22 protein-coding genes and 6 pseudogenes are annotated in these 23,872 nt (G+C 56.6%); 13 read left to right on the forward strand and 15 right to left on the reverse strand.

Translation table 11 applies throughout. The features are described from left to right. Nucleotides 1–167 precede the first annotated feature (167 nt). On the forward strand, nucleotides 168–542 hold the full coding sequence (locus ACP7IZ_RS08545) for a helix-turn-helix transcriptional regulator (RefSeq protein WP_052944628.1): 375 nt from the start codon (nucleotides 168–170) through the stop codon (nucleotides 540–542). A 478-nt stretch (nucleotides 543–1,020) separates the two neighbouring features. On the opposite strand, the gene ACP7IZ_RS08550 is transcribed toward ACP7IZ_RS08545, so the two are convergent. Beyond that, nucleotides 1,021–1,353 (reverse strand): hypothetical protein, encoded by a 333-nt coding sequence (locus tag ACP7IZ_RS08550; RefSeq protein WP_426848740.1) that lies wholly within the window; start codon nucleotides 1,351–1,353, stop codon nucleotides 1,021–1,023. An 82-nt stretch (nucleotides 1,354–1,435) separates the two neighbouring features. Here ACP7IZ_RS08550 and ACP7IZ_RS08555 point away from each other — a divergent pair, with 82 nt between their 5' ends. Next, nucleotides 1,436–2,326, forward strand: a complete 891-nt coding sequence (locus tag ACP7IZ_RS08555; protein WP_006560305.1) for a 3'-5' exonuclease — start codon at nucleotides 1,436–1,438, stop codon at nucleotides 2,324–2,326. A 135-nt stretch (nucleotides 2,327–2,461) separates the two neighbouring features. On the opposite strand, the gene ACP7IZ_RS08560 is transcribed toward ACP7IZ_RS08555, so the two are convergent. Next, nucleotides 2,462–3,886, reverse strand: coding sequence for a DHA2 family efflux MFS transporter permease subunit (locus tag ACP7IZ_RS08560; protein ID WP_048837087.1), 1,425 nt, complete (start codon nucleotides 3,884–3,886; stop codon nucleotides 2,462–2,464). A 48-nt stretch (nucleotides 3,887–3,934) separates the two neighbouring features. Continuing rightward, entirely contained in the window at nucleotides 3,935–4,501 is a 567-nt protein-coding gene (locus ACP7IZ_RS08565) for a hydrolase (RefSeq protein WP_426848741.1), read from the reverse strand. Between the two features lie 108 nt (nucleotides 4,502–4,609). On the opposite strand from ACP7IZ_RS08565, the gene ACP7IZ_RS08570 reads away from it, so the two are divergent. Both ACP7IZ_RS08570 and ACP7IZ_RS08575 read left to right on the forward strand, forming a co-directional pair. Then, nucleotides 4,610–5,269, forward strand: a complete 660-nt coding sequence (locus ACP7IZ_RS08570) for a TetR/AcrR family transcriptional regulator (RefSeq protein ID WP_063354547.1) — start codon at nucleotides 4,610–4,612, stop codon at nucleotides 5,267–5,269. A 684-nt stretch (nucleotides 5,270–5,953) separates the two neighbouring features. Beyond that, nucleotides 5,954–6,436, forward strand: a complete 483-nt coding sequence (locus ACP7IZ_RS08575; protein ID WP_063354962.1) for an Hsp20 family protein — start codon at nucleotides 5,954–5,956, stop codon at nucleotides 6,434–6,436. A gap of 465 nt (nucleotides 6,437–6,901) precedes the next feature. Here the strand turns inward: ACP7IZ_RS08575 and ACP7IZ_RS08580 are convergent, their stop codons facing one another. From ACP7IZ_RS08580 to ACP7IZ_RS08600, 5 genes are all read right to left on the reverse strand, one after another. Further along, nucleotides 6,902–7,459, reverse strand: a complete 558-nt coding sequence (locus tag ACP7IZ_RS08580) for a phosphate-starvation-inducible PsiE family protein (protein WP_426848742.1) — start codon at nucleotides 7,457–7,459, stop codon at nucleotides 6,902–6,904. Nucleotides 7,460–7,603: 144 nt separating this feature from the next. Then, nucleotides 7,604–7,870 (reverse strand): hypothetical protein, encoded by a 267-nt coding sequence (locus tag ACP7IZ_RS08585; protein WP_244896452.1) that lies wholly within the window; start codon nucleotides 7,868–7,870, stop codon nucleotides 7,604–7,606. 29 nt (nucleotides 7,871–7,899) lie between these two features. Further along, complete coding sequence (locus tag ACP7IZ_RS08590; protein ID WP_231888574.1) at nucleotides 7,900–8,250, reverse strand: hypothetical protein; 351 nt, start codon at nucleotides 8,248–8,250, stop codon at nucleotides 7,900–7,902. Between the two features lie 1,027 nt (nucleotides 8,251–9,277). Then, nucleotides 9,278–9,853, reverse strand: coding sequence for a hypothetical protein (locus ACP7IZ_RS08595; RefSeq protein ID WP_061487160.1), 576 nt, complete (start codon nucleotides 9,851–9,853; stop codon nucleotides 9,278–9,280). Between the two features lie 1,281 nt (nucleotides 9,854–11,134). Then, nucleotides 11,135–11,599 (reverse strand): Lrp/AsnC family transcriptional regulator, encoded by a 465-nt coding sequence (locus tag ACP7IZ_RS08600; protein ID WP_061487257.1) that lies wholly within the window; start codon nucleotides 11,597–11,599, stop codon nucleotides 11,135–11,137. A 192-nt stretch (nucleotides 11,600–11,791) separates the two neighbouring features. Between ACP7IZ_RS08600 and ACP7IZ_RS08605 the strand changes: the two are divergent. Further along, nucleotides 11,792–12,805: pseudogene (locus ACP7IZ_RS08605) on the forward strand (1-aminocyclopropane-1-carboxylate deaminase). A gap of 169 nt (nucleotides 12,806–12,974) precedes the next feature. Here the strand turns inward: ACP7IZ_RS08605 and ACP7IZ_RS08610 are convergent. Continuing rightward, the gene (locus tag ACP7IZ_RS08610; RefSeq protein WP_086654220.1) at nucleotides 12,975–13,457 is read right to left on the reverse strand and encodes an Lrp/AsnC family transcriptional regulator; all 483 of its coding nucleotides are present in this window, start codon (nucleotides 13,455–13,457) and stop codon (nucleotides 12,975–12,977) included. A gap of 135 nt (nucleotides 13,458–13,592) precedes the next feature. Between ACP7IZ_RS08610 and ACP7IZ_RS08615 the strand changes: the two genes are divergently transcribed. Together ACP7IZ_RS08615 and ACP7IZ_RS08620 are read left to right on the forward strand one after the other, a co-directional pair. Beyond that, entirely contained in the window at nucleotides 13,593–14,585 is a 993-nt protein-coding gene (locus ACP7IZ_RS08615; protein ID WP_082823204.1) for a DMT family transporter, read from the forward strand. Nucleotides 14,586–14,760: 175 nt separating this feature from the next. Continuing rightward, the gene (locus tag ACP7IZ_RS08620; RefSeq protein WP_061487256.1) at nucleotides 14,761–15,246 is read left to right on the forward strand and encodes a cupin domain-containing protein; all 486 of its coding nucleotides are present in this window, start codon (nucleotides 14,761–14,763) and stop codon (nucleotides 15,244–15,246) included. A 638-nt stretch (nucleotides 15,247–15,884) separates the two neighbouring features. Here ACP7IZ_RS08620 and ACP7IZ_RS08625 read toward each other — a convergent pair. Further along, nucleotides 15,885–16,355 (reverse strand): MarR family winged helix-turn-helix transcriptional regulator, encoded by a 471-nt coding sequence (locus ACP7IZ_RS08625; protein WP_029495916.1) that lies wholly within the window; start codon nucleotides 16,353–16,355, stop codon nucleotides 15,885–15,887. Between the two features lie 162 nt (nucleotides 16,356–16,517). Here ACP7IZ_RS08625 and ACP7IZ_RS08630 point away from each other — a divergent pair, with 162 nt between their 5' ends. Further along, nucleotides 16,518–17,540, forward strand: a complete 1,023-nt coding sequence (locus ACP7IZ_RS08630; RefSeq protein ID WP_063354556.1) for an alpha/beta hydrolase — start codon at nucleotides 16,518–16,520, stop codon at nucleotides 17,538–17,540. A gap of 387 nt (nucleotides 17,541–17,927) precedes the next feature. Here ACP7IZ_RS08630 and ACP7IZ_RS08635 read toward each other — a convergent pair whose 3' ends face one another. After that, nucleotides 17,928–18,647: an SDR family oxidoreductase gene (locus ACP7IZ_RS08635; protein ID WP_048844474.1), complete on the reverse strand. Its 720-nt coding sequence runs from the start codon at nucleotides 18,645–18,647 to the stop codon at nucleotides 17,928–17,930. Between the two features lie 65 nt (nucleotides 18,648–18,712). Between ACP7IZ_RS08635 and ACP7IZ_RS08640 the strand changes: the two genes are divergently transcribed. Beyond that, nucleotides 18,713–19,360: a TetR/AcrR family transcriptional regulator gene (locus tag ACP7IZ_RS08640; protein WP_086641582.1), complete on the forward strand. Its 648-nt coding sequence runs from the start codon at nucleotides 18,713–18,715 to the stop codon at nucleotides 19,358–19,360. Between the two features lie 57 nt (nucleotides 19,361–19,417). Then, nucleotides 19,418–19,762, forward strand: a pseudogene (locus ACP7IZ_RS08645) (IS481 family transposase); the annotation flags it as partial. A 28-nt stretch (nucleotides 19,763–19,790) separates the two neighbouring features. On the opposite strand, the pseudogene ACP7IZ_RS08650 reads toward ACP7IZ_RS08645, so the two are convergent. Next, nucleotides 19,791–19,919: pseudogene (locus ACP7IZ_RS08650) on the reverse strand (IS5/IS1182 family transposase); the annotation flags it as partial. 203 nt (nucleotides 19,920–20,122) lie between these two features. On the opposite strand from ACP7IZ_RS08650, the gene ACP7IZ_RS08655 reads away from it, so the two are divergent. Then, nucleotides 20,123–20,704 carry a DJ-1/PfpI family protein gene (locus ACP7IZ_RS08655; RefSeq protein WP_063354557.1) on the forward strand — a complete coding sequence of 194 codons (582 nt, stop codon included), beginning with the start codon at nucleotides 20,123–20,125 and terminating at the stop codon, nucleotides 20,702–20,704. Between the two features lie 26 nt (nucleotides 20,705–20,730). Then, nucleotides 20,731–21,054: a ribbon-helix-helix domain-containing protein gene (locus ACP7IZ_RS08660; RefSeq protein ID WP_063354558.1), complete on the forward strand. Its 324-nt coding sequence runs from the start codon at nucleotides 20,731–20,733 to the stop codon at nucleotides 21,052–21,054. A gap of 29 nt (nucleotides 21,055–21,083) precedes the next feature. On the opposite strand, the pseudogene ACP7IZ_RS08665 reads toward ACP7IZ_RS08660, so the two are convergent. Further along, nucleotides 21,084–21,452 (reverse strand): annotated as a pseudogene (locus ACP7IZ_RS08665) (integrase core domain-containing protein); the annotation flags it as partial. A gap of 125 nt (nucleotides 21,453–21,577) precedes the next feature. Here ACP7IZ_RS08665 and ACP7IZ_RS08670 point away from each other — a divergent pair. After that, nucleotides 21,578–21,976, forward strand: a pseudogene (locus tag ACP7IZ_RS08670) (IS110 family transposase); the annotation flags it as partial. Between the two features lie 78 nt (nucleotides 21,977–22,054). Here ACP7IZ_RS08670 and ACP7IZ_RS08675 read toward each other — a convergent pair. Continuing rightward, nucleotides 22,055–22,408: pseudogene (locus tag ACP7IZ_RS08675) on the reverse strand (alpha/beta hydrolase fold domain-containing protein); the annotation flags it as partial. Nucleotides 22,409–23,085: 677 nt separating this feature from the next. Continuing rightward, nucleotides 23,086–23,703 (reverse strand): class I SAM-dependent methyltransferase, encoded by a 618-nt coding sequence (locus ACP7IZ_RS08680; RefSeq protein WP_303622789.1) that lies wholly within the window; start codon nucleotides 23,701–23,703, stop codon nucleotides 23,086–23,088. Between the last annotated feature and the right edge of the window lie 169 nt (nucleotides 23,704–23,872).

Genomic DNA, 23,872 nt, shown 5'->3' on the forward strand with positions numbered 1-23,872 from the left:
CTGTCAGATCCCCATCACTTCATCAGAAAATGAAATGAAAGATCAGAGAAAGAATTTTCTTTCTCTGATCTCTCGTCCTGTGCTATCAGGTTTTCACGGATTAACGCCGTTCTTCTCCCCCAAAAAAACAATCTGAAATCTTGTATCTTTTGGGGAGTCCTGCATCCTTGGCCCAATCACCCGTCACGCCTAAAGTTTTGCGCTATCGCGATGCCGCAACCTATCTGGGCATTAGCCATGGTCGATTACGGAATCTGGTGAGCGAGGGACGTGGTCCAGCTTCCGTAACCTATGGCAAACGGGACAGGGCTTTTCCAATTGCCGCTCTGGATGCGTTTATCGACCAGCGGACAACTGGCTATCAACCCGCTACGCCAGAACCCGTCACGGTCAAACGTCGACCAGGCCGACCCCGCAAGACCGAACAACGCAGTCAGAAACAGATGGCGCATTGGACCGCAGTCATGATGGCACTGTTCATGACCTATCTTCTCTGGGCCTATGGTTTTCTTGGTCTTGCAACAGGTTTCATGACAAACTGAGAACCATTAAAGAAACAGCACTCCTCGCTTTTGCCCGCGAGAAAACAAGCCTGTCATATCCGGAAGGTTCTGTTCGCTCTCTGGGTACAATACAGATGCATCAGATATTCTGACGATCACCAAAATGTACACTGAAGATAACTTCCGCTTACGTCTCTACGGAATTCAGAAACACCGGCCTCTCTTTCTTCATTGAAGTGCCTATCTCCAATTTCGGGGTACGGGAGCCAATTTTGACCTGACCTTTTCCCAACATAAACGGCACCTGAACAAGCCAACGCAGGTCACCCTTCATTCCTTTCGCCATCTGGTTTCAACAACGCTCAGAAATCAGGAAAGTCACATTCGAGAGCTTTGGCTTCATGACCTGTTAGGCCGTGAAGCCACCCATAACAGCCAGGACACAACCCAAAGAAAGATTCACCTTCGCTCAACCGAACACCTCTTTCCAATCAATGTATGACAGGAAATCGGTCACTTAATTCAAGGCCCAACAGCGTGACGTCGGCACATTCTGATCTGTCTGGGGATTAGGTGCAGTTAACACACACAACACCGTCTGCTTACGCCCTTCTATTGTTAAAAGAACCCCTTGCCCCGAATAGTCCGTCGTGCTGATGACCTTGAAGCCCTTGTTCAATAACTCGGTCAAAGACATCGGGAGCGGTTTCAACATCGTGGGAACCGCTAAAGGACTATAGGGAGATTTCACACCTGATTGTGGCAACCAGTCCCCCGATGACTGGGCAAAACAACCAACAGGCCCTAAAAGACCAAGAGCTGTCGCGAGGATAAAACTGGCTTTTCGCATGAGACTTTTCCCTTCTAATGCTGCCATAGCCTGTAACGGACTGTCTCCTGTCTATCATACCAGACTGTAAGGGAGAACTTCTGTGAAACACGCGCCTTTGGAAGCCCAAGCACGCACCTTGGAAGCCACGGGCGCTTACCGGGTCTTACGTCGTATCGCGCCCCTTCCGCTTGAGACGCAGGGGCCACGTGATCACACCCGTATAGGCCTTTTTCTGGATCTGGAAACGACCGGCCTCGACCCGGCCTGTCATGAAATTATCGAATTCGGGATGGTGCCGTTTGTCTATACGCTGGATGGCCGCATTCTCGGCACCTTACCAGCCTTCAATCGTCTGAGAGAGCCTTCCCACCCTATCCCTCCCGAAATAACCGCCCTCACCGGCATCACACAGGAGATGGTTGCAGGTAAAACCATAGCCCCTGAAGAGGTCGCCCAGTTCGCGACGCAGGCAGCCCTCATCGTTGCCCATAATGCCAGATTTGACAGGCTGTTTGCCGAACGCTTCTGGGAGGGGTTTTCCACAGTGCCCTGGGCCTGCTCCATGGAAGATGTGCCCTGGCAGGCAGAAGGCTTTGAAGGGCGCAGCCTTGGCTATCTCGTCATGCAGGCCGGATGGTTTTTTGATGGACACCGGGCCGCCGATGATTGTCTGGCTGGTGTTACCCTGCTCACCACACGTCTGCCTAAAACACAGACCCCAGCCCTCTCCGCCCTGCTTCAGGAAGCGCGGCAACCCCGCTGGCAGATCTGGGCAGAAAATGCGCCTTTTGATCTCAAAGAGAAACTCAAGGCCCGTGGCTACCGCTGGAATGACGGCACCGATGGTCGCCCCAAAGCGTGGTTTACGGAAGTGCCACAAGCCCAAAAAGAAGACGAACTGCATTTCCTGAAAACGGAAATCTATCTTCGTGAGGTCGCTCTACTCACCCGTGAAATTACCGCATGGGATCGTTTCTCACACCGCGCCTGAAACACACCTTTCCATTCTCATCCTCCCTTACTCTTCGGCATGACAACAGCAGACTGACGGCAATCGCCCTCAAAGCAGAAAAATTCAGCAGAGCTTGCCTGAATTTGTTTTTTTTGGTGACCGCTCAAAGTACAGTCACGTCGAAGGTTGTCGAGGTTCGCGGCTATTTTCTGGGTGGTTGATGAAGCGCGTCGTGAGCAGCAGAACGCCATGAAATAACGCGAGCACTCCAAATGCTTCCGCAAAAGCCTCTGATGGGATATGAGACGGACCGGTTGTCGCGAGCCGCCATCCAAGGAATGTGGCGCACACCGTGGTCAACGTCGGCCCCCCGATCCTTTGCATGATGTTCAGCGCGGTCGTTGCCATGGGAATATCGTCCCGAGCGATCGACGCATACCCCGCGCTCATCGCCGGAATGCCCACGGCTCCTCCGCCACCACCGCGCAGAAGCAGGGCGACGCTCAGCAGGGCAACGTTCAGACCGCTATAGGCAAGCACCACCAAAATCACTGTTCCGACCAACGAGATAAGAGCCCCGCAACCGGTCAGATCGCGCGCGTCAAACCGGTCACTCAGACGCCCAATGAGCGGATAGACGCACATCATCCCCAGACCCAGGGGTGCCATGAACAGGCCCGTCCGCTCGGGCGAGACACCGCAGGCGTGGATCAGCCATATGGGTAGAAGCATCTGACCAGCGAACGATACCCCGTTCGTCAGAAACATGATGATCGCCGACACCGAAAAGGCAGGCGCACGCAGCAGGCGCAGGTCGATCAGCGCGTCATCACCCTTGCGTCGCGCGGATCGGACATACAGGACGAACAGCACGAGGGACGCGCCTAAGGTCGCCTGTCCATAAGGCCGGGCGACATGATCCATGCCGTAAAGAAACGAGACGAGAGCGGGCGCGAGAAATCCTAGCCCTGTCAGGTCAAGTGGACGGAAACGCTCGTCATGTCGATCGTCAGGGAGAAACAGAACGGCAAGGGCAAAAGCCGCAAGCCCGACCGGCACATTGAGAAGAAAGATCCATCGCCAGGACGCGACGGAGAGAATGGCACCGGCGACGACGGGTCCAAGAAGCGGCGCGAGCAGAACAGGTGCCGTCATCGCGCTCGCGACCCTCGGCATCTGTCGGCCCGCCACACGAGCTACCGTCATCTGCGCCATAGGGGCGAGCAGTCCGCCCGCCATGCCTTGCAGCAGCCGGAATACGATCAGGGACGGCGCAGACCACGCTAGTGCGCACAGGCCTGATGTCAGCGTGAAGGCACCGAAGCACCATAAATAGACCGCTCGCCCCCCGAGGCGGCTTACGAGCCATCCATTCAGTGGCAACGTCAGGGCGAGCGCCAGCAGATAGCCGCTGACCACCCATTGAATGTGTGAAAACGGAGCGTGCAGGGTCGCGACGAGATCTGGTAGCGACACATTGACGATCGTGGCGTCCAGTTGCGCCATGAAAGATCCGACCGCCGCGACGCTCACGATTTTCCAGGTGCCCGGAGGCAGTTGATCCGGGTCTAAGGCTGGCAACGACGTTCTGGCGTTCATGAATGATCTCGCGGGAAACCGTGAGACGCGCAGACATGAGCCATGCGTTTACGCATCCAGCGCGATCGCGTCGCTCGTCGTCACCCGGCCAAGACGGGGAAAAATCTCTTCGCAGGCAAAGCGCTGCATCTCTTCGGTGAATGTGGACATGACATCCTCGACGAGCACGACGTTATATCCGTGCTCATGCGCCGCTCTGGCGGTAGATTCCACACCCAGATTGGTGGCGATTCCACCGACCACGATGGTCGTGATCTCGCGTCGCCGCAGTTGGAGGTCAAGATCCGTGCCGTAGAAGGCACCCCATTGCCGTTTCGTGATACGCAGATCATTCGGTCCGGCGAGCCCGTCAACCAGTTCGGTCCAGTCGGGAGCAAAGCCTCCGGGCGGCGAAAAGGAGCGATCGACGACCGCATGCACCGCGTCCGCGAAATCGGGCGCGAACGCGACATTCACCAGAATGACGGGAGCACCGGCGGCCCGGAAACGCGCCGCGAGTTCTTTCGATCGTTCGACGATCGTGGCCCCCGGTATCGGGGCCAAAGGCAGTCCCGTGATTCCCTTCTGGAGATCGATCAGGACGAGGGCCGTCCGGGTGGGCGGAAGTGAAATCATGGCGTGAGCTTCCCTGTTGACGTTCGCGCGACCGTCCCGAAGCGTTGTCCAGACCGCACGGAACCGTTAGAAGTTGAGCATATACTCAAACAGGAGCATTATTTGAGGATGGACTCAAATACGTCAAGAGCAAAACGGACACCTCTTCAGCCGCTACGCTCGGCCGGACGCCAGCGCGTCGAGGAACTGCTCGCGGCTGCGTCCGACCTGATGGCGGAACGCGGTTACGAGGCGACGACCATGGCGGAGATCGCCGCGCGCGCCGGGGCGAAGATCGGCTCGCTCTATCGCTTCTTTCCGAACAAGGAGGCTGTGGCGGACGCTCTGGTGCAGCGGCATATCGCCATTCTGGAAGACGAATACGCAGCACTTGCCAAACGTGCGGCCACGCTTTCGCCGGAAGCGTTGGCGGATATCCTGATCGAACTGCTTGTCACGCTTCATCCGCGTGTGAAATCGCTGTCCGCCCTGATGGAGGCGCGGACTGACAAGATGGAGATCCGCGACCGCGCGCGAGGTCATGCCGTGGCCGGAATTGCGGCGGCTCTGCGCGTGTGTGCGCCGGGACTGGATGAGGCGCTGGCGAAAGACATCGCGGCGGTCGTTCTGAACACCATGAAAGTCTTGCGCGGCATGCTCGCGAACGACGCGCCCACGACGTCGGGCGCGCCCGATGAGTTGCGGCGGATGAACCGACTTTATCTTTCCGACAGGCTGGCGCCGTTCCGGCGCGGTTCAGACAGCGCAACGGATGGAAAGACACGCTAAATGCGAACCGGAGACGAAGCCACACTCTCCCGGTGTGATGCGTCCTTCGACTGACGGCGCGAGAGATCGGCCGCACTTGCGAAGTGCGAGATGCGCAGCGGCGGCTTCCGCCTCATCCCGGACATACAAGCCCCCATTCGCCAAGCTCCTAAGCGGACAGTCCGCAATCACCATGAGCTGATGGAGTTTCCTCCCACCCGAGTGCATTCTCCGCTCGGCTGCATAAGAGCAGCCCCTTCTGAGAACGTATCATAGAACAAGACATGTCAGATGGGGTGGAAGGCCTCCTTGCGGCATTGATGTGCCATACCGGCGGTTGATAAACCTTCTGAAGGAGACCGCCCACCCCAACTGACAGCTAGCGGCGCGACCACGACTGGTGGTGGAACGACAATTGGTGGTCAAGCATAAATCCACGGCCAGGCCTCCGCCGGAGCGGCACTCAGCATGGTCGCGGCGAATGCCGCGGCTAGCAACTTCCATCCGATGCTATCAGGCATTGTTCTGGTCCACTCTGAACACGCGAACGATTGAGGACGCCCAAACCTGCCTTTCTGCATTTTTGATACCTCTTGACACCATGCACGGAGTGCCCAGATTGAATCTGCCGGCCGCCAAAGGGGTCGGCAGACAGAACTATCAGTTTTGATCTTGTGTCCATGTTGCTCAAAGGAGGATATGGCTATGAGAGCCACCGTTGATTTTGCTCCCCTGTTCCGTTCGAGCGTGGGTTTTGACAGAATGCTCAACGCCCTTGATCTCGCCAGCCGGATTCCAGCGGTCGATAACTGGCCGCCTTACGATATCGTCAAGACCGGTGAGGATGATTACCGGATCGACATGGCGGTTGCCGGACTTGCCGAGGCCGACCTTACGATCACACAGGAGCGCAATACTCTTGTCGTGACAGGACGAAAGGCGCCGGAGCCGCAAAGCGCCGCCGAATATCTCCATCGGGGTATTGCGGGCAGAGAATTCGAACGCCGCTTCGATCTGGCCGAGCATATGAAAGTCACCGATGCGCACTTCGAGAACGGACTTCTGTCCATTACTCTGAAACGTGAGATACCCGAAGCGATGAAGCCGCGTCGTATCGCGATTACGTCCTCTACAACCCGTGCGGAGGAAGCCGTACCCCAGATCGAGGCGCGGAAAGAGGCAGCCTGATGGCGTGACGAAAACTCTCCCCCGGCCATTCATCCGGCCGGGAAAGAATCTCGAAAGGTCATGAGCATGAAGAGGATGAAAATATTTCTGTCGTGCGCTGCTCTGGGCTTGTCTCTACTGAGCCAGTCGGGCGCACATGCTGGTGATATTGTCCGGACGGCTGCAACATCGTTCAATGCGAGGGCGACTGAGGGCACGTCCACAATCCCCAAAACCGGGGCTCGCACTCATTACGAAGACGGCACGGGTGATATGCTGGTCGACAGCTTGAACGCAAGCCAGTTGGATCAGAACTACAAGGGGCCGGTCTATTATCCCGGACAACCCATTCCGCCGTTCCGGCCCATCGACACAGATCATCTGGCACCGTCAGGGCCAGAGACGCCGGAGAAGACGTCCTCATCGCACGGGAGGTAGTGGGGATTGAGTAAAGGCGGCGTTATAGACCGCCTTTACCTCGATTCTTCAGGATGAAGACCGTTCAGGCTCACAGCGGGCCGCAGGATTATCTTCGAGATGCGCCTGTTCCCTGGCATCGCGCGCGACACGCGCATCCTGCTCGCGGACCAGCCAGTAGACGACGCCCAGCGCCAGAACAGCCGCCGAGAGAGCGAACAGTTCCATGGCAGTCACATCATGCATATCCAGCAGGATGAATTTGCGGGCAATCGCCAGGAGGGCGATCAGGACGATGGTCCGTACCCGGATGACGTTCTCATGCTGGGCAAGAACGACCAGCAGGGAGTGTTTGAACTCAAGCGCGATGATAACAGTAAAGATCGCGCCAAAAATCGCCTGGAAGATCGTCTGGTTGATCGGATCGATTCCGACATCGACGACCAGATGCCATACCGCGCTGATCAGATGAATCGTCGCGATAGCGGTGACCAGCATGATGAGCGCAATCAGGGTCAGAATGATCGCCTGTTCAAAACACTCGTAGAATGTCAGGCCCCTGAACAGCTTGATGAAGCGGGACCAGTCCCTGCTCTGCCAGGAACGTTTCATGGAGAGGTCTTCCATAGCCGTTTTCCCATCTATGAATTGGGTTATAGTTCCTACGTCGTGGCCCTTCCGGCGTACATCCGGTTCAAAGCCGCTGCCAGCGTGGCAGGCGACAAGACAATGTTCGGGCAAGGTCTCGCACGCCTTTTGGCAAGGCCAATGTCAGCTGGTTTTCGAGGTCTCCCAACAACTAGCCAAGGCCTTAGCCATGTGCGTGCGGTCAGCGACAGGCAGGAGTTTTTGGACCACGGCGACGGCCGTCGCTTCCGGGTCTGGCGCGGTTCTCCAGCGAGATACCAAGTGGTAAATCAGATGGTCAGCCGCCCGACGCATGAGGCCGTTATATCCCTGGTTTTTTTCTTGGTCGCCGAGATAGTCGGCCAGCAGGACCGCCAGCTCTGTACCGATCTGAACGGTCGGAAGCGACATAATTCTGTTTGGCCTGTCCGTGTGAAGAGTCATGATGCAGTCCTCAGGCCGGGGCGTGTGTCGCCCGATGTCAGAGCCGTCGCATCCAGAGGGCTGACGCTCAAGCCCGAAACAGTGGCGGTGACGTCGACATGCACGGACCCGAACAGATGCAGGAGGGCGGCCTGAGGCGTATAGGCGCCCTTGACGGCTGCCGAGGTCCGGCCGTCCATAAGGATTGGGTCGACAAGGACCGGGCACCCGGTCTGCCGGCCCAATATCTCGATGGCGCGGGCCAGTGGCATGGATGGAATGTTCACCGGCTGCTTTTCTGTCTCGCACGACAGCACATCATGCGGCGCATGAGCCGATGCCTGCGAGGCCATTCCGACCAGCAGCATGAGGACGAGACCCACAGCGACGTGTGGTCTCTCCCTCTGCCGAAGGCGCCGAGGTTGTTTGGCCGTCTGTTCCGCTCGCTCCGTCTCTCCGGCGGAATGCGACCAAACTGGCCTCATTGTCCCCAGTGAACGGGGCACGGGGGGATGGTTATTCCAATAGTGCTGAAGCGCCTTCAGGTTGAGAAAATGGATAAAACTCGACATCTCCCTGTTCTTGCTGCTTTTGATTTCATCTTCAGAGACGCGGGGCCTCCGATGCAAGGCCCCGCTCCACCCTCTCATTCGTGCGGTCGTTCCAGAAAAGATGGTGCTTCCGCTCGGAGAAGGCGTTTCTGATCTACCCGGCGCGGTCAGTGCCTTACGCCGCGACCGGAACTGGCGGTACGGCTCTTGCCCGCATGGGGAGACGGAACGCGAGATCAGAAGCCAGGGGATCACACCCGGCAGGGGCGACCGCGCCCGCCTGGACCAGGCGTTCCAGCGTGGAGCGAAGTCTGATCCCCGGTATACCGGTATGGGCCACCAGAGACGTCAGCGTCACGCCACGTCCGTCATGACCGAGGCGGCGGAGCACGGAGAGGACACGCGGAGCGAGCGGATCGTCTCCGAAAAGGGGGCGCGTTACCATGATACGCCTCCCTCCAGTCGGTTGCGCCATCTCCGGGCGGCTGTACGCAAGGAGCGGCGATAGCGGGAATAAAGTCCTTTCAGTGTCGACATCCACATCCTCCGATTAAAGCAACATGGACTTCAGTTGTCTGGCTCACAGAGCCTATGCCGGACCCGATGGCTTCCAGCGAAAGCAAGATTGGAAGAGATGCTTGCCTCGTCAAGGGGCACGAAATGCAGATCCTTTTTCATGGATAATTTTATTATTTATATTTGTATTTATTTTTTGTGGCGGTGTTGCGGACGGAAATTACAGGGGTTTTGTTGATATTCGTTAAACATCATGGCGATGATCACAGAAAATCAATATATTTTCCTTCTATGATGGTGGCCCGGGGTTTTCCCGCCACCACCTGTTTTAGAGAGCGCTTCCAGCGCGTCCGTTTGTCGGGACTTCCATCCGCGTCTCGACGGCGGGCGTCAGAGCCGTGGAAACAGTCTTTTGACCTCCGGGATTGTCAACTGCCGTCGGCGCGGGGAGCGTCGCACAGGACTTGCTTCCGGTGCGTGACACATGAACGATTGGCGCCGCCTGACCGTTTGATGTGATCGTGATCGTCTGCGTACAGGCGGTGGGTCCACCGGTGCTGACCGCCTCGAAACGCTGCCAGGACATGCTCTGTTTCGGGAGGTCATGACCAACAGCCGGAACAGCGCGCAGGACACCGTCCAGCCGCGAGCCCAATGTCCGATCGACCGCCTCCATGAGAGCCATATTGCGTGCCATCATGCGATCAACGGCCTCGAACATGATGTCGATATCAGGCATTGCCGCTGTCGTTGCGATGCCCTGGACCGGGACCAGGATACCGACCTGGTGTCCCCGTGCATCAACGACGCGCAACGTATCCTGAGCCTGCGCAGGCAGGGCAGCCGCGCCGCAGGCCAGTGTTGCAACAAAGGTGCCGGCCTGAATCATACGAGAAAAATGCATTTTGGAATCCTCCGTGTCTGTTAAGCAGTGTCGGACGACGGCAGGAATATGGGCTGGGTAAATAGCGCCAGCAAGAGGTGGAGGAAGACTACATTGATAGTCTGATCCGGATATGAGCGTGTATAGGCGTCCACACCAGAGGGATCCGGATCGGTCCACACCGTCTCGTCGCATTCGCAGTCCGGGCTACCGACCCTTCGGCTTGCGGCCGCCACAGACGACGTCATCACCGCGCGCTCCACACCACTCGGATCGCCGCACGCAGCACCCGTCGCCCTCTTCTCGATGGCCAGCCTATAAAGACGGGCAACGTCGAGCACATGCGCTGCAGGCCAGAAATTGCTCCCATCTCCCACATAGGCGCGGGTCCCATTTGCACGAAAAATCTCGATCAGCGGTGTGATGAGCCCCTGCTTTGCCCTCTCGTGAACCTGGGGAAGCCGCACCACCGAAGCGCGGATAGAGACGATATGCGCGATCGTGCAGTGGCAATGTCAGTAACGTTTTGGTCTGCCACGTCCTTGGCTGATTGAGTTTTCGCATGTGCAGCATGGACGGATCTCAGGTATTACGGCGACCAATTCTCCAATGTGGATGGTCGTTGTCAGGGAGTCCAGCCAGATCAGGATCGATCATCTCACGATCCGCAACCCGGCCTCGTGCAGCAGACTGTCTCGATGACCGATCCCGTTTCTCCAGTAACATCAACGACCCCGCATATTCATGATGTGACCATAACAGATCTGACTGCGATAAATGCCAAGACAGCCGGCGTTGGGTTAGGTTTGCCCGAGGCAGCGATTGAGGGGATGACCTTGAGACATGTTCGGTTATCGGCCCAGAAAGGCCTTCAGCTTAGTCATGTTAGCGGACGTTCCTTTGGAGGCACGCTCACAGTCCAGACGCCTCCACTTCTTCAGTGTGGATCTGCTGTGCACATGGAGGGATCAGGCCTGTGCTGTCCGGATGAGAGAAGCGTTCATGAATGGGTTTTTACTCGACATAATTGACCGTCTGTCGACTCAGAAAAAACAAAGCAGACAGGCGGCAGTCGCCTACATCCCCGACATTTCATGCATTCGGAAATAATCCGCTTTGCGGACATAGGTCGCCCAGACGTCTGATGCTCTGAACGCCAATCGAAAGATGATTTTTGAAAGAATGGAGGAGAGACAAGTTACCAGTCGGAGGCAGGTCTGCCACCATATCGTCCCATGCCGACGGAGGCGCTGCAGACTGAGCATAGGTATAAGGCAGCGGTTCCTGACCGGCGCGCCCCGCTCAGAGCGGTAGAGGTCGCCCATCCACGACCTCCTTCATGACGAAGAATGTTCGTGTCTGACGTACGCCAGGCAGGGCGATAAGGCGGCTGGCGTGAAACCGGTTGAAATCCGCCATGTCCTTTACCCTGATTTTGAGAAAATAATCGAAATCCCCGGCCACAAGATAACAGTCCAGGATCGTCCTGATGTTGTGTACGGCCTGTTCGAACAGGCCGAAGCTGTCCGGTGTCGAGCGATCAAGAACGACGCCGACGAGAGCCAGCGTACCAAAACCGAGTTCTGCCGGCTCAAGCTGTGCGCGGACATCGCGCACGTAACCCTCTGTCATGAGGCGCTGGACACGGCGATGGCATGTTGCAGCGCTTATATTCGCCTCCTGAGCCAGTTCTGCATTGGCCATCCGGCCGTTCTTCTGGAGCAGGCGCAGCAGGGATACGTCGATTCGATCTAGGTTTTCTGACATGGAAGAATCTTCCAGATTGGTTATGTACGGTGACGTGTAACATACAATGTTAATGAAAATAGAGAAAGGACACAGTATTTTCGACATCCAATAAGGAAGCACCTTTCATGAGGAATATGGGATAGTGCGGACGTCACCTCAGGGGCCGTCCAGTCAGCGGGACCGCCCTTTTCATTACGGAGCCCGCCCATGCTGAAGCTCGACCGTTACGAACGCTATCCCCTGACTTTTGGCCCGACACCGATCGAGCACCTGTCGCGCCTGTCGGATTTTCTTGGTGGTGATGTGAACATCTACGCCAAGCGCGAAGACTGTAATTCGGGTCTGGCGATGGGTGGCAACAAGCTGCGCAAGCTCGAATATATCGTGCCCGACGCGCTCGCCTCGGGTGCCGATACGCTAGTCTCCATTGGTGGCGTACAGTCTAACCATACCCGGCTGGTAGCGGCTGTGGCAGCAAAGATCGGCATGAAATGTCATGTGATCCAGGAAAGCTGGGTGCCGCACGATGACGCCGTCTATGACCGCGTCGGCAACATTCTCATGACACGGCTGATGGGTGCCAATTCCCAGCTTGTCGATGAAGGGTTCGACGTGGGCATCCGCGATAGCTGGCTGAACGCGATGGAATAGGTCAAGGCGAAGGGCGGCAAGCCTTACGCGATCCCGGCTGGAGCATCCGTCCATAAATACGGCGGTCTTGGATATGTCGGGTTTGCCGAAGAAGTGCGCGCCCAGGAAGCGGAAATGGGCATGAAGTTCGACTTCATCGTCGTCTGCACGGTTACCGGTTCGACACATGCTGGCATGGTCGTCGGGTTTGCCGACGATGGCCGGGCGCGCCAAGTCATCGGCATCGACGGTTCATTCACCCCCAAACCGGTCAAGGCGCAGGTGCTCGATATTGCGCAAAAGACCTCGGCTCTGGTCGATGGCCCTGCCATTGCCGGCGACGACATCATCTTGATGGAAGATTATGCCTACCCCGCATACGGCGTGCCTTCAAAAGAAACCGTCGAGGCCATGCGCATTGCCGCGCGGACCGAAGCGATGATTACGGATCCCGTGTACGAGGGCAAATCCATTCAGGGTCTGATCGACCTCGTGAAGAAAGGCTTCTTTCCCAAGGGCTCGAATGTTCTTTACGCCCATCTTGGCGGTGCGCCAGCGATCAACGGGTACAGCTACACCTTCCGCAACGGCTGAACACAAACAAGACAAGACGCACCGTGCAGAGTCGCACGGCGCGTCTTGTACGAATTGCGTCGGAGACACGAAGGTCACCTGAAGACCTATCCCGATCACAATACGTCAAACGAACCGCGATCTTCCCCTGATAAGCCATTATCAGGGGGTTTTATCTGGCCTTTTCTTTTTATCGTTCCAGATGCTTCACAGGCAGCGCAGTCGTATATTTAACCTGATTCAACGCGAAACTTGATCTGATGCTTGATATACCGGGGATCTGCGTAAGAACCTCCAGCATGAATTCCTGATAGCGAGGAAGATCTTCAATGACGACGCGAAGAAGAAAATCGGCTTCTCCCGTCATGAGATAACATTCCATCACTTCCGGCCGCGCCTGAACCGCCGAAATAAAGACTTCCAGTGACTGTTTGTCCTGTTGTTGCAGAGAGACATGGACAAAAACATTCATGGCGAGACCGAGTTTGAGCGGATCGACCAGCAGCACGGTTCGCTTGAACACGCCCTGCGCTTTCATCTCCGCAACCCGACGCCAGCATGGCGACGGAGACAGGCCAACACTTTCAGCGAGGTCGGCATTACTGATCTCTGCATTGTCCTGAAGGGCCTCAAGAATCTTGAGGCTCGCGGCATCGAAACTCACGGACTGCATAGGAATAATTTTTCTCTAAAGCGGTGAAATAGGGTATTCTATACCTAATGAGAGCAAATATCAGGTAACTTGGAACGGATTTTCCCACCGAAATCAATACAATGCGCTTTACCATTTCTATCATGAGATAGCGCCATGAATTCAAAATCGGACCGGCCATCAAGAACTCATCAGCCTGCCGCTGTCGGCGTGGCAACATTTGTCTGGCTGGGCGTTATGGTTCTGCTCTGGGGCGCGAGCTGGCCCGTGACAAAACTGGCGCTTGCAACGGTGTCGCCCCTGTGGCTGGCCGCAATCCGCTTTGGAAGCGCCGCCATCTGTCTGTTCGGCTTCGTCTGGTGGAAAGGCCAGCTTTGCCGTCCACCTGTGGGCGACTGGTCGATCGTGGCCTCGATGGGCATGTTGCAGATGATGGCCTTTACGGGGCTGGGCATGATTGCAATGACCAGAACCGACACCAGTCACGCGGTCTTGCTGGCCTACACGACCCCATTATGGGGCGTTCTGGTATCGTGGCTTGCGCTTCGACAGACGCCGACCCGTGTGCAGCTTCTGGCATTATTTGTGGGTTTGTCGGGGACAGCGCTGATCTGCTCCCCCCTGGAAATGGACTGGCACGCACCGGGAACGCTCATGGGCAGCATCTTTCTGCTAATCGGCGCGGTTGCCTGGGCCGTTACGATCTTTCATATCCGCCATCATCGCTGGCACACGTCTCCCTTGGCTCTCGCACCGTGGCAGATGCTTCTGGCGACCATTTTTCTGACGGCTCTCGCCTGGACCGTGGAAGGTGCGCCTCGATGGGGTGCTACAGACTGGCACCTGCTGGGCATGCTCTTCTTTATCGGCCCGGTGGCAACATCAGTGTGCTTTGTCATTTCGGCTGAATATGGACGAAGAATATCAGTGTTCGCGATGTCCAATTTTACATTGGGCGTCCCTCTGATCGGTATCGTGACGTCCTTTCTTTTCCTTGGAAACCACCTCACGGGACTGTTCCTGACCGGTTTGACGCTTGTCTTCTTCGGAGCCGTCCTGGCAGCGGCGGCAGGCGGCCCGCTGCCTGCTTTCCGGTTTCTTCAGAGAGGGAAATGCGAGAAGGAAACAATCTCGCCAGTGTCAGGCTGATGCTCATCGGAGACCCGCAACCCTGTCGAAAAGCAAAGGAAGTATCTGCATTGCCCTGCACGTTTCAGAGAGAGGAGTCCGCAAGGGATTGCTTTTGAAGGCAGCTTCACAAAAGTATCCCTATGCGGGAAACAGGCGCAATGTTGCCTATAAATTCTGAAGAAAAGAGGAAACAATGAACAGACGCACGCTCATTATCGCGACCGCCATTTCACTGATCTCGACAGGATCGGCAAGCTTTGCACAGAGCCATAGTCATGGCGGGGCAAAGGTCATTTCCACCCCCGAGGATGTTCAGTGGCAGCCCGCACCGGCCATTTTTCCGCAGGGAATGAAAATTGCCTATCTTTATGGCGATCTGGCAAAACACGAACCGTTCACCATCCGGGTCATGATGCCGCCCCACAGCGTTATTGCACCGCACACGCATAATCTTGACGAAATGCTCACGATTATATCCGGTAATCTCGATCATTACACCGGCCCGAAAATGAATCCGTCAGAAGGACTTCATATGGAAGCGGGCGGTTTCGTGCACCTTCCGGTGAATATGGGTCACGCCCTGAAGGCTGGGGACAGCGGGGCTATCTTGCAGGTTTCCGGTGTTGGTCCTTTCGGCATGACCTATGTCGATCCAAAGGATGATCCGCGACACAGGTAATAGTCATAGAATCAGTGTTCCGACGTGCCTGAGACTTCCACCCAATGGGGATCATGATCTCAGGCACGTCGGTACACGCTTCATTTCAAGTGGGCGAAGGCCCGACGCATCAAGCCTGTATGCCGATCAGTGCCTCGCTGAGCCCCCACAGACGGGTGGCCGCTGCAGGATCGATGGCCCACGGCAGGACACCATCAAGAGCCTTGTGATCGGCCGGTATTCATGAGGACTTACACGATGCAAACCGCTGGACTACGGTAACAAAGATTGCAGACCCTTCATCTTCTCACTGCTCGGCGTCGGCAATGTGAGTCCAAACCTCCATCGAGATTTGGACTCACATTGCTATCACGACGTAAAAGGTCTGAAGCAGCCTGTCTGCTTTTCACGCGCTAAACGGACAGATTGCTGTCGCCTTCATGTCGGACGCCAGAGCGTCGGCCTTTGCTTCTCTGAAGCCGACGTGTTCATGGCCTGCGAGAATAGGCTGTCGCCGATCACGACCAACACACGAGCATCCAGCCTAAAATGCGCGGTATGTGCCAGCAGCCAAGTGCGATCACCCCGTTTGTCTCTGTAGGGCATAGGGGGAACTCAAGACCAGTCTCCCTGGAAAAGGTTATCAATGGGTGACAGGCTCAATGATCGTCGGAATTGCAGCCCGGAGCACGCGGAGAGCTGACGGCTTGGCGCAGCCGGTCGACCCGATTACGCAAGTCCCGCAGTTCGGTGATCGACAGCCCGGTCGCCGTTAACACACAAGCCGGAATCGTCTCGGCCTGAACGCGCAGGGCCCGACCGGCCTCGGTCAGATGAACGCGCACCTGTCGTTCGTCCTTCTGGTCGCGGGTGCGCTCCACAAGGCCAGCGCCCTCCAGCCGCTTGAGCAACGGGGTCAGGGTGGAGCTAACCAGATCGAGTTGTGATCCGATTTCGCCGACAAGTCTGCCGTCACTGCTCCACAGGACGGTCATTACTAGATATTGCGGATAGGTGAGACCGAGCGGCTCGAGCAGCGGTTGGTACAGCCGATTGAAGGCGTGGCTCGCGGCATACAGCGAGAAGCACACGAAATTCGACAGATCAGGTGTGGATGGGTCTTCGTTCATATCGTCCTCCATAAGTAGGGCCATTATATCGCGTAATATCAAATCTTGGGCGATGTTAATGCATGGGAGCCATGCAATTTACCATGTTGAGCGATAATATCGTGCGCGATATGTAATGCCTCACAGGCCGATCGCAGCCTGATCGATACGGAGTTTTCCATCATGAAGCGCCTCTCCACAGTCATCGCCTTGGCTACCGCTATTGCCGCCGCGCCCGCGCTCGCCGCTCCCGTGCTGGAGCCCACGACCCAGCATTTCCTCAACGACCTCGCCACCGCCCATGTCCCGGCCATCCCCTCGCTGTCCCCGCACGATGCCCGTGCGCTGCTGGACGGCGCGCAGGCATCGGTGAAGGTCACCGCTCCCGCTGCCCGGATCACCGACCGCGTGCTCCCCGTTGGCCCGACCGGCAGCACACGCATCCGGATCTATCGCCCGTTCGACGCCCCGAACCATGCGCCGGCCATCGTCTATTATCATGGTGCCGGTTGGGTGATGGGCGGCCCGGCCAGCCATGACCGCCTCGTGCGCGATCTAGCGGCGGGCAGCGGTGCGGTGGTGATCTTCGTCGATTACGAACGCTCGCCCGAGGCGCGTTATCCAACTGCGATCGAGCAGGATTATGCGGTTCTGGAGTATGTCGCTCGTCATCCGGTCGAATTCGGGATCGATCCATCCCGCATTGCCATCGCCGGAGACAGCGTCGGCGGTAATATGGTTGCGGTCGTCTCCGCCCTCGTTGCGGAGCGGCATGGACCCAGGCCCGTAGCCCAGCTCCTGTTCTATCCGGTGACCGATGCCGCAATGAATGACGGATCCTATCGCGAGTTCGCCAGTGGCCCCTGGCTGACAGCGAAAGCCATGGATTATTTCTGGAACCAGTATCTGCCTGCCGGCACGGATCGCGCCCAGCCGCATGTCTCGCCGCTGAACACGCCGGACTCCATCCTGCACGGGCAGGCGCCAGCGCTGGTCATTACAGATGAAAACGATGTCCTGCGTGACGAGGGCGAGGCCTACGCCCGACGCCTGGTCGAAGCTGGCGTGCCGGTCATAACGACCCGCTATAACGCGACGATCCACGATTTCGTTATGCTCAATGCGCTTGCCAAGACGCCGGCGGCCACCGCCGCAGTCGCCCAAGCGGCTCATTTCCTACGCGATGCCTTTACGAAGGTAAAGTGAGAGAACAGAAGCGGTCTGAAGCAATTTCCTCCAAAAAGAGGGAGTGCTTCAGCCTCGCGCTGGCCGCAGTTTCTGCTCCGTCCCTCAGGCACTGACCATGAACCTATCGCTGGCATGACGAGTGCATATATGCGGCGTCTCATGGGACGGGCAGCTCTCGCCCAACGAAGTCGGTTATCAGGTTGATCTTCAGGAGACGCCCATTTGTGTCGTGACAGTCGATTGCACGAATGACCGCTTTTCCAGTCCTACCGCCCAACAGCCGACATTCTGCTCACCCCCTAGCGGTGTTTCACACCTCTCGCGATTTGGCGCAGGCTCTGCAAGAACGGATTAGCGTCAGCTAGGCGGGACAGAGCGGTCATTCCGCCTCGTCCCGTTCGCCCATCACCAAGGCAATTTGCCGTCCTGCTCAAAGAAGCCACCACTGCCTGTGGCGTTCAGCGCATATTCTGTAGGAAGCCGCGCCCCCTCTTCAGGCGATATTGTGCCATAGCCTGTAAGATCGGTTTTCACGAAACCGGGGCAGATCGAATTTACCTTGATATTCGTGCCCCGCAGCTCCTCGTGCAGTTGGATCGTCAACATGTTCAGGGCCGCTTTCGATGCGTTGTAACCGATGAATTGCTGCGAATAGTAGGCCGAGGCCGGATCGGCGTTCATGCTCAGAGACCCGAGCGTGCTCGACAGGTTGACGATGCGGCCTTCTGGTGCGGCGCGTAGCAGAGGGAGCATCGCTTGCGTCACGGCCAGCGCCCCGATGAAGTTGACCTCCATCGACCGCCGCACAGCATCAATTGAAGCCTTGCTGGGCGTTGAATCCGCGAAATCAAAGATTCCGGCGTTGTTTACCAGAATGTCCAGACGACCATGCTCGGCAGCGATGGCATCCGCCGTGGCCGAGATGGTCGCCGGTTGATCAAGGTCCAACGAAACCGCCTTCACTGTGAGACCATCCCTGGCCAGGGCGGCGGTAGCCTCGTCTCCGCGCGACTTGTCGCGGCTGCCGAGCAGCACATGGACACCGGCTTGAGCCAACTTGCGGACGATCTCCAGTCCGATGCCCTTGTTACCGCCGGTCACGAGGGCGATGCGGTTCTCTGCCATTTCTGTATTCCTTTCATATCTCTGATCGGAGTATATGAAGAAAAGCTCATATTTTGGATTCGCATATGACGGCCCATGCTTCGCAAGGGGCTAAGCCTCGAAAAACACCGGTACAAAGCCGCTCGCGCGTCACGGTAGACGCGATTTTTGAGGCAACCATTCAGGTTTTGCTGTCAGAAGGTATGACGCGCCTGACAACCACCCGGGTGTCTGAGCGGGCGGGCGTATCGGTCGGGACGATGTATCAGTATTTCCCGAACAAACAGGCGCTGATCATCGCGCTGAACGCGCGTTACTTGAACGCCTTGGCAGAGCGTGTCGAAGCAACCTGTGCTCGCATGGCGGGGCAACCCGCGGCAGAGATGGTCTCTGCGCTGATCGAGACCTATTGGACAGCCAAAACCGAGCGTGCTGATCTGACGCAAGCACTCTATCGTTCGGTAGCAGCGCTCGACAACAATGTGTTGATGCAGGACTTCGCCACGCGGGTCGGTGCCGCAACGATGAGCATGTTTCGCCAGGCCTCGGACCTGCCGCCGCAGGATGCCACAGAGATCAACCTGACCCTGACCACCGTGATCTATGGAGCAGTGCGCAACGCCTTTGAGCGCGAGCTGGGCATGGAACAAATTACGGCGCTGAAGGCCAGCCTGATTGACATGTGTTGCGCGTGGCTGATCAGCTTCCAGCATCGGACACAAATGACAGCTTAGTTGTTTAGTCCCGTGTTTTGATGGGGTATTATTTTCACGGGAGTGGAAGGAAGCCTTATGGGACAGATACGTCATGGGAGCGCCACGACCACGCACGCCGTGCGAGCAGCAATACAGCGATCGCAGGCTTCGCTCGCGACGCTGAGCAAGGAGTTCGGGATCAACCCGAAAACAGTTGCAAAATGGCGGAAGCGTCAAACGGTTGAGGATCAGAAGACAGGTCCCAAAGAGCCGCGATCCACGGTTCTGTCCGAGACGGACGAAGCGATGATCGTGGCGTTTCGCCGGCATACGTTGCTGCCGCTGGATGACTGTCTTTATGCCCTGCAGGCCAGCACCCCTCATCTGACACGCTCGGCTCTGCATCGCTGCCTTCAGCGCCACGGGATATCCCGGCTTCCGGGTCAGTTCTCGGTGAAAATCAACAGGCCAGCGCTTTATCCAGATCAGGACGAAATGCTTCGAAATTCACAGTCCGGGAAAAGGCTGCGAGCTGATCACCAAGCCCGCTCAGCCGGGCAAGTCGCTCTTCAACATCAAAGAAACCGGGCTGTTTCATGTCGCCACTCCTCCAATGAAAACCGGAAAAATGGAATCACAGAGAGGGCCTCAAAACCAAGAGGTTTTTCGAACCGTCCACTTGATATCGGGATCGAGAAATCACGGCGGGACATAAAATGTCGTCACCACCTATTACCTAGACGTATTGTAAATGCCGTAAATAGAGAACTGCATCGTAAATTCGATCGTTAGGATAATGCAGTGGCTAGTAAACAAATTCTCATGCTCGCAGGCGACTTTGTCGAGGATTACGAGCTCATGGTTCCGTTCCAGATGCTGCTCATGGTGGGGCACAAGGTTGACGTGGTTTCACCCGGAAAGAGAGCGGGGGAACACGTGGTCACAGCCATCCATGATTTTGAAGGCCATCAGACCTACACCGAAAAACGTGGCCATAATTTCACGCTCAATTCCACCTACGCCGGAGCCAAGGCAGGAGATTACGATGCGCTTGTTATCCCGGGCGGTCGGGCTCCGGAGCAGCTCGGCACGGACGAAACCGTTCTGGAACTCATTCGCGCCTTCGTCGCTGCAGATAAACCGATCGCCGCAGTATGCCACGGCCCGCAGCTTCTTGCCGCGGCAAATGTTGTTGCAGGCCGCAAAATTTCCGCCTACCCCGCTTGTCGCGCCGAAATGATTCTTGCCGGTGCCGATTATCAAACAGTCGCAATGGACGACGCCGTAACAGACGGCAACCTCGTGACGGCGCCAGCCTGGCCGGCACATCCGGCATGGATCAGCCAATTCCTGTCGGTTTTGGGAACACGGATCGAAGTCTAGAAAATTGTCACGATGGGAGAACCGAAATGTGTGAACTCTATATCCGCGCCGATCCGATTCACTATGAGAACCGCACACGATCGCTTCGGATACACGGGGCCGTCACCACTATTCGGCTAGAAAATATGTTTTGGGAAATCCTGACGGAAATTGCAGCGGCTGATGACCTAACTGTTAATCAGCTCATCACGAAGCTTTCAGACGAAGTCACTGAACTTCGTGGCGAACTCCCGAACGTGGCATCTTTCTTGCGGGTCAGTTGCCTCCAATATTTAAAGCGGGAGCGCTCTATCGAAGCAGTATCCGGCCCCAAGGCCGGTCATCCCATCGCATTGCGTCGGGTCGGATAACCGAGCCAACCCCGAAAGCTTGCTCAGAGCTACCTGTTTAGTCCCGTGTTTTGATTGGTTGGATTGATGATGAATTTTTCTGGCTCTGAAGTCCAGATTTTGCAGACGTATTCGTAAGGGGTGAGGCCGTTCAGGGTCTTGAGCCTTCGCCCGAAATTATAGACTGCCATGAAGTCATTGAGGTGTGTCCTCAACTGCTCATGACTGTCGTAATGGAAGCGTTTGACGGTTGCTTCCTTGATTGTCCGGTTCATCCGCTCAACCTGACCGTTCGTCCAGGGATGATTGGGTTTCGTCAGACGATGTTCGATCCCGTGAGCTTCGCAGATCATGTCGAAGCGCATGGGGCGAGACCAGGCCGTATTGCGGTTACGGGGCTGATCAGCGAACTGGATGCCGTAGCACATCGGGAAGCTCTTTTGCAGAGTTCACCTATCTGGCCTTAAGGCCAGATAGGTGGCCACGACCGGGTGATATGTCTCCACAATGATGGTGTCCAGCCACACAGGGGAGATAACCGGCCGTGACCAGACCCAACCCTACACCGACAACAGCTGTTCTCGTCGCTATCGATGTTGCCAAATCACGCAATGAAGTCTTGATTGAGGTGCCCGGTAATCGACGGCGTCGACGCCTGACTGTGGCCAACACGCGCACAGAACATGACCGTTTCATTGCAGAACTGCAGGCCCTGGCACCGCGGCCGGTCATTGTTGGCTTCGAACCGACCGGACATTATCATCGTCCGCTGGCCTGGCGCCTCGTGCAGGCCGGGTTTGATGCACGCCTGATTTCTTCGGTCGCTCTGGCCCGCACGCGAGAGGCGCTGCACAACGGCTGGGACAAGAATGACCCCAAGGATGCGCAGGTCATCCTGCACATGCTCCAGATTGGCGCAGCCAAACCATATCATGATCCTCTTGGCAAGCGCATTGAGCATAACGAAATCGTGGATCGTCGCGTTATAGCGGGTCGTTATGACCGGCACGCCAGCTTCGACCAGGCGTCGGGCGTAGGCCTCGCCCTCGTCACGCAGGACATCGTTTTCATCTGTAATGACCAGCGCTGGCGCCTGCCCGTGCAGGATGGAGTCCGGCGTGTTCAGCGGCGAGACATGCGGCTGGGCGCGATCCGTGCCGGCAGGCAGATACTGGTTCCAGAAATAATCCATAGCTTTCGCTGTCAGCCAGGGGCCACTGGCGAACTCGCGATAGGATCCGTCATTCATTGCGGCATCGGTCACCGGATAGAACAGGAGCTGGGCTACGGGCCTGGGTCCATGCCGCTCCGCAACGAGGGCGGAGACGACCGCAAGACGCCGGCGGCCACCGCCGCAGTCGCCCAAGCGGCTCATTTCCTACGCGATGCCTTTACGAAGGTAAAGTGATAGAACAGAAGCGGTCTGAAGCAATTCCCTCCAAAAAGAGGTAACGCTTCAGCCTCGCGCTGGCCGCAGTTTCTGCTCCGTCCCTCAGGCACTGACCATGCACCTATCGCTGGCATGACGACTGCATATATGCGGGGTCTCATGAGACGGACAGCTCTCGCCCGACGAAGTCGGTTGATCAAGTTGACCTTCAGGAGACGCCCATTTGTGTCGTGACAGTCGATTGCACGAATGACCGCTTTTCCAGTCTACCGTCCAACTGCCGACATTCTGCTTACCCCCGATTGTGTTGAAAAAGTCAGGTTGAGGTGTCCGCTCAGGATTTTGTCTGCAATTAGGAATGAAAATTCCCCATGATTACAGCGCTCTATATGTTATGATATCGAACCTAAATGTTGAGTGGAAGCTCCAACGCGACTTTTTCAACACAATCCCCCCATTGCAGCCATTCCCAAGAATATGGTGGCTCTATTCGACGCCAGCCGACACATAGTGCCTGGCAGACAGATGCTGGCAGCACAGTACGATCCAGAAGGAAGATAACGTAGTGCTTCTCCTTACCAAAGGAGTCAGAAATCTGTCAGGACTTTAAGTGGATGTCGAAATCACTCACACCATGAAGCTGAGGAGCAAAAGCCCCTCGCTCATCCAACACGCCTGAAAAAAACGGAATGCGCAGGCTGCGTTGTTCTGTGCCGTCGCAGAGGTATAAAGCCGTACTGCTTAAAGAGCATGGTCAGGTTGGTTTCATTAAACCATTGCAGATGCTCCGGCGGACAGATATCGGACCATGTTGCCAGATCCTGCGGTGTGGCCCGGTGGCCTGCATCCGGTGCAGAGAGATAGACAACTGCATTTGGCCGTGTGATGGCCCGAAGGGTTTCCATGAAAACCACAGGACTTCTCAGGTGTTCAAGCAATTCTGACGAAAACACAAAATCAAAGCACTGTTCCCGCTTTGCAAAGGCTTCAATATCCTCGGCAAAAAACCTCTGCTCTGGAAAACTGCGCCGGGCAAAGGCAATGCTGTTCTCGCTCAGGTCAACGCCCGTGCCACTTCGCGCAAAACGACACAGAGCCGCCAGCATGTGTCCACCGCCACACCCCAGATCTACTATGTCACGATGATACACGTATGGAATAAACCGCAGGCTCCGCCAGAATGCGCGCCACCGGCGGGAGCGATCCTTGGGATAGAAATCCGCACACGCGCCCCGGTAGGTTGTCGCATAATAGGCGGCGATAACTGCCTCAGTCGGCATGGGATCAACAAACAGGAACGCGCAGTTTGAACAGCGCACAATCCTGTACCCATTCTTCTCAAGCTGTGGGTAACACACAGCATGACACACTGGACACGTCACAGCAGGACGCACCGAGACATCAGGCATCGGGGATAAATCCATTTTTTAACTGGTGATAACTATGAGG

This window comes from Acetobacter sp. AAB5 (genome assembly GCF_050106715.1).
Classification (GTDB): domain Bacteria; phylum Pseudomonadota; class Alphaproteobacteria; order Acetobacterales; family Acetobacteraceae; genus Acetobacter; species Acetobacter oryzifermentans.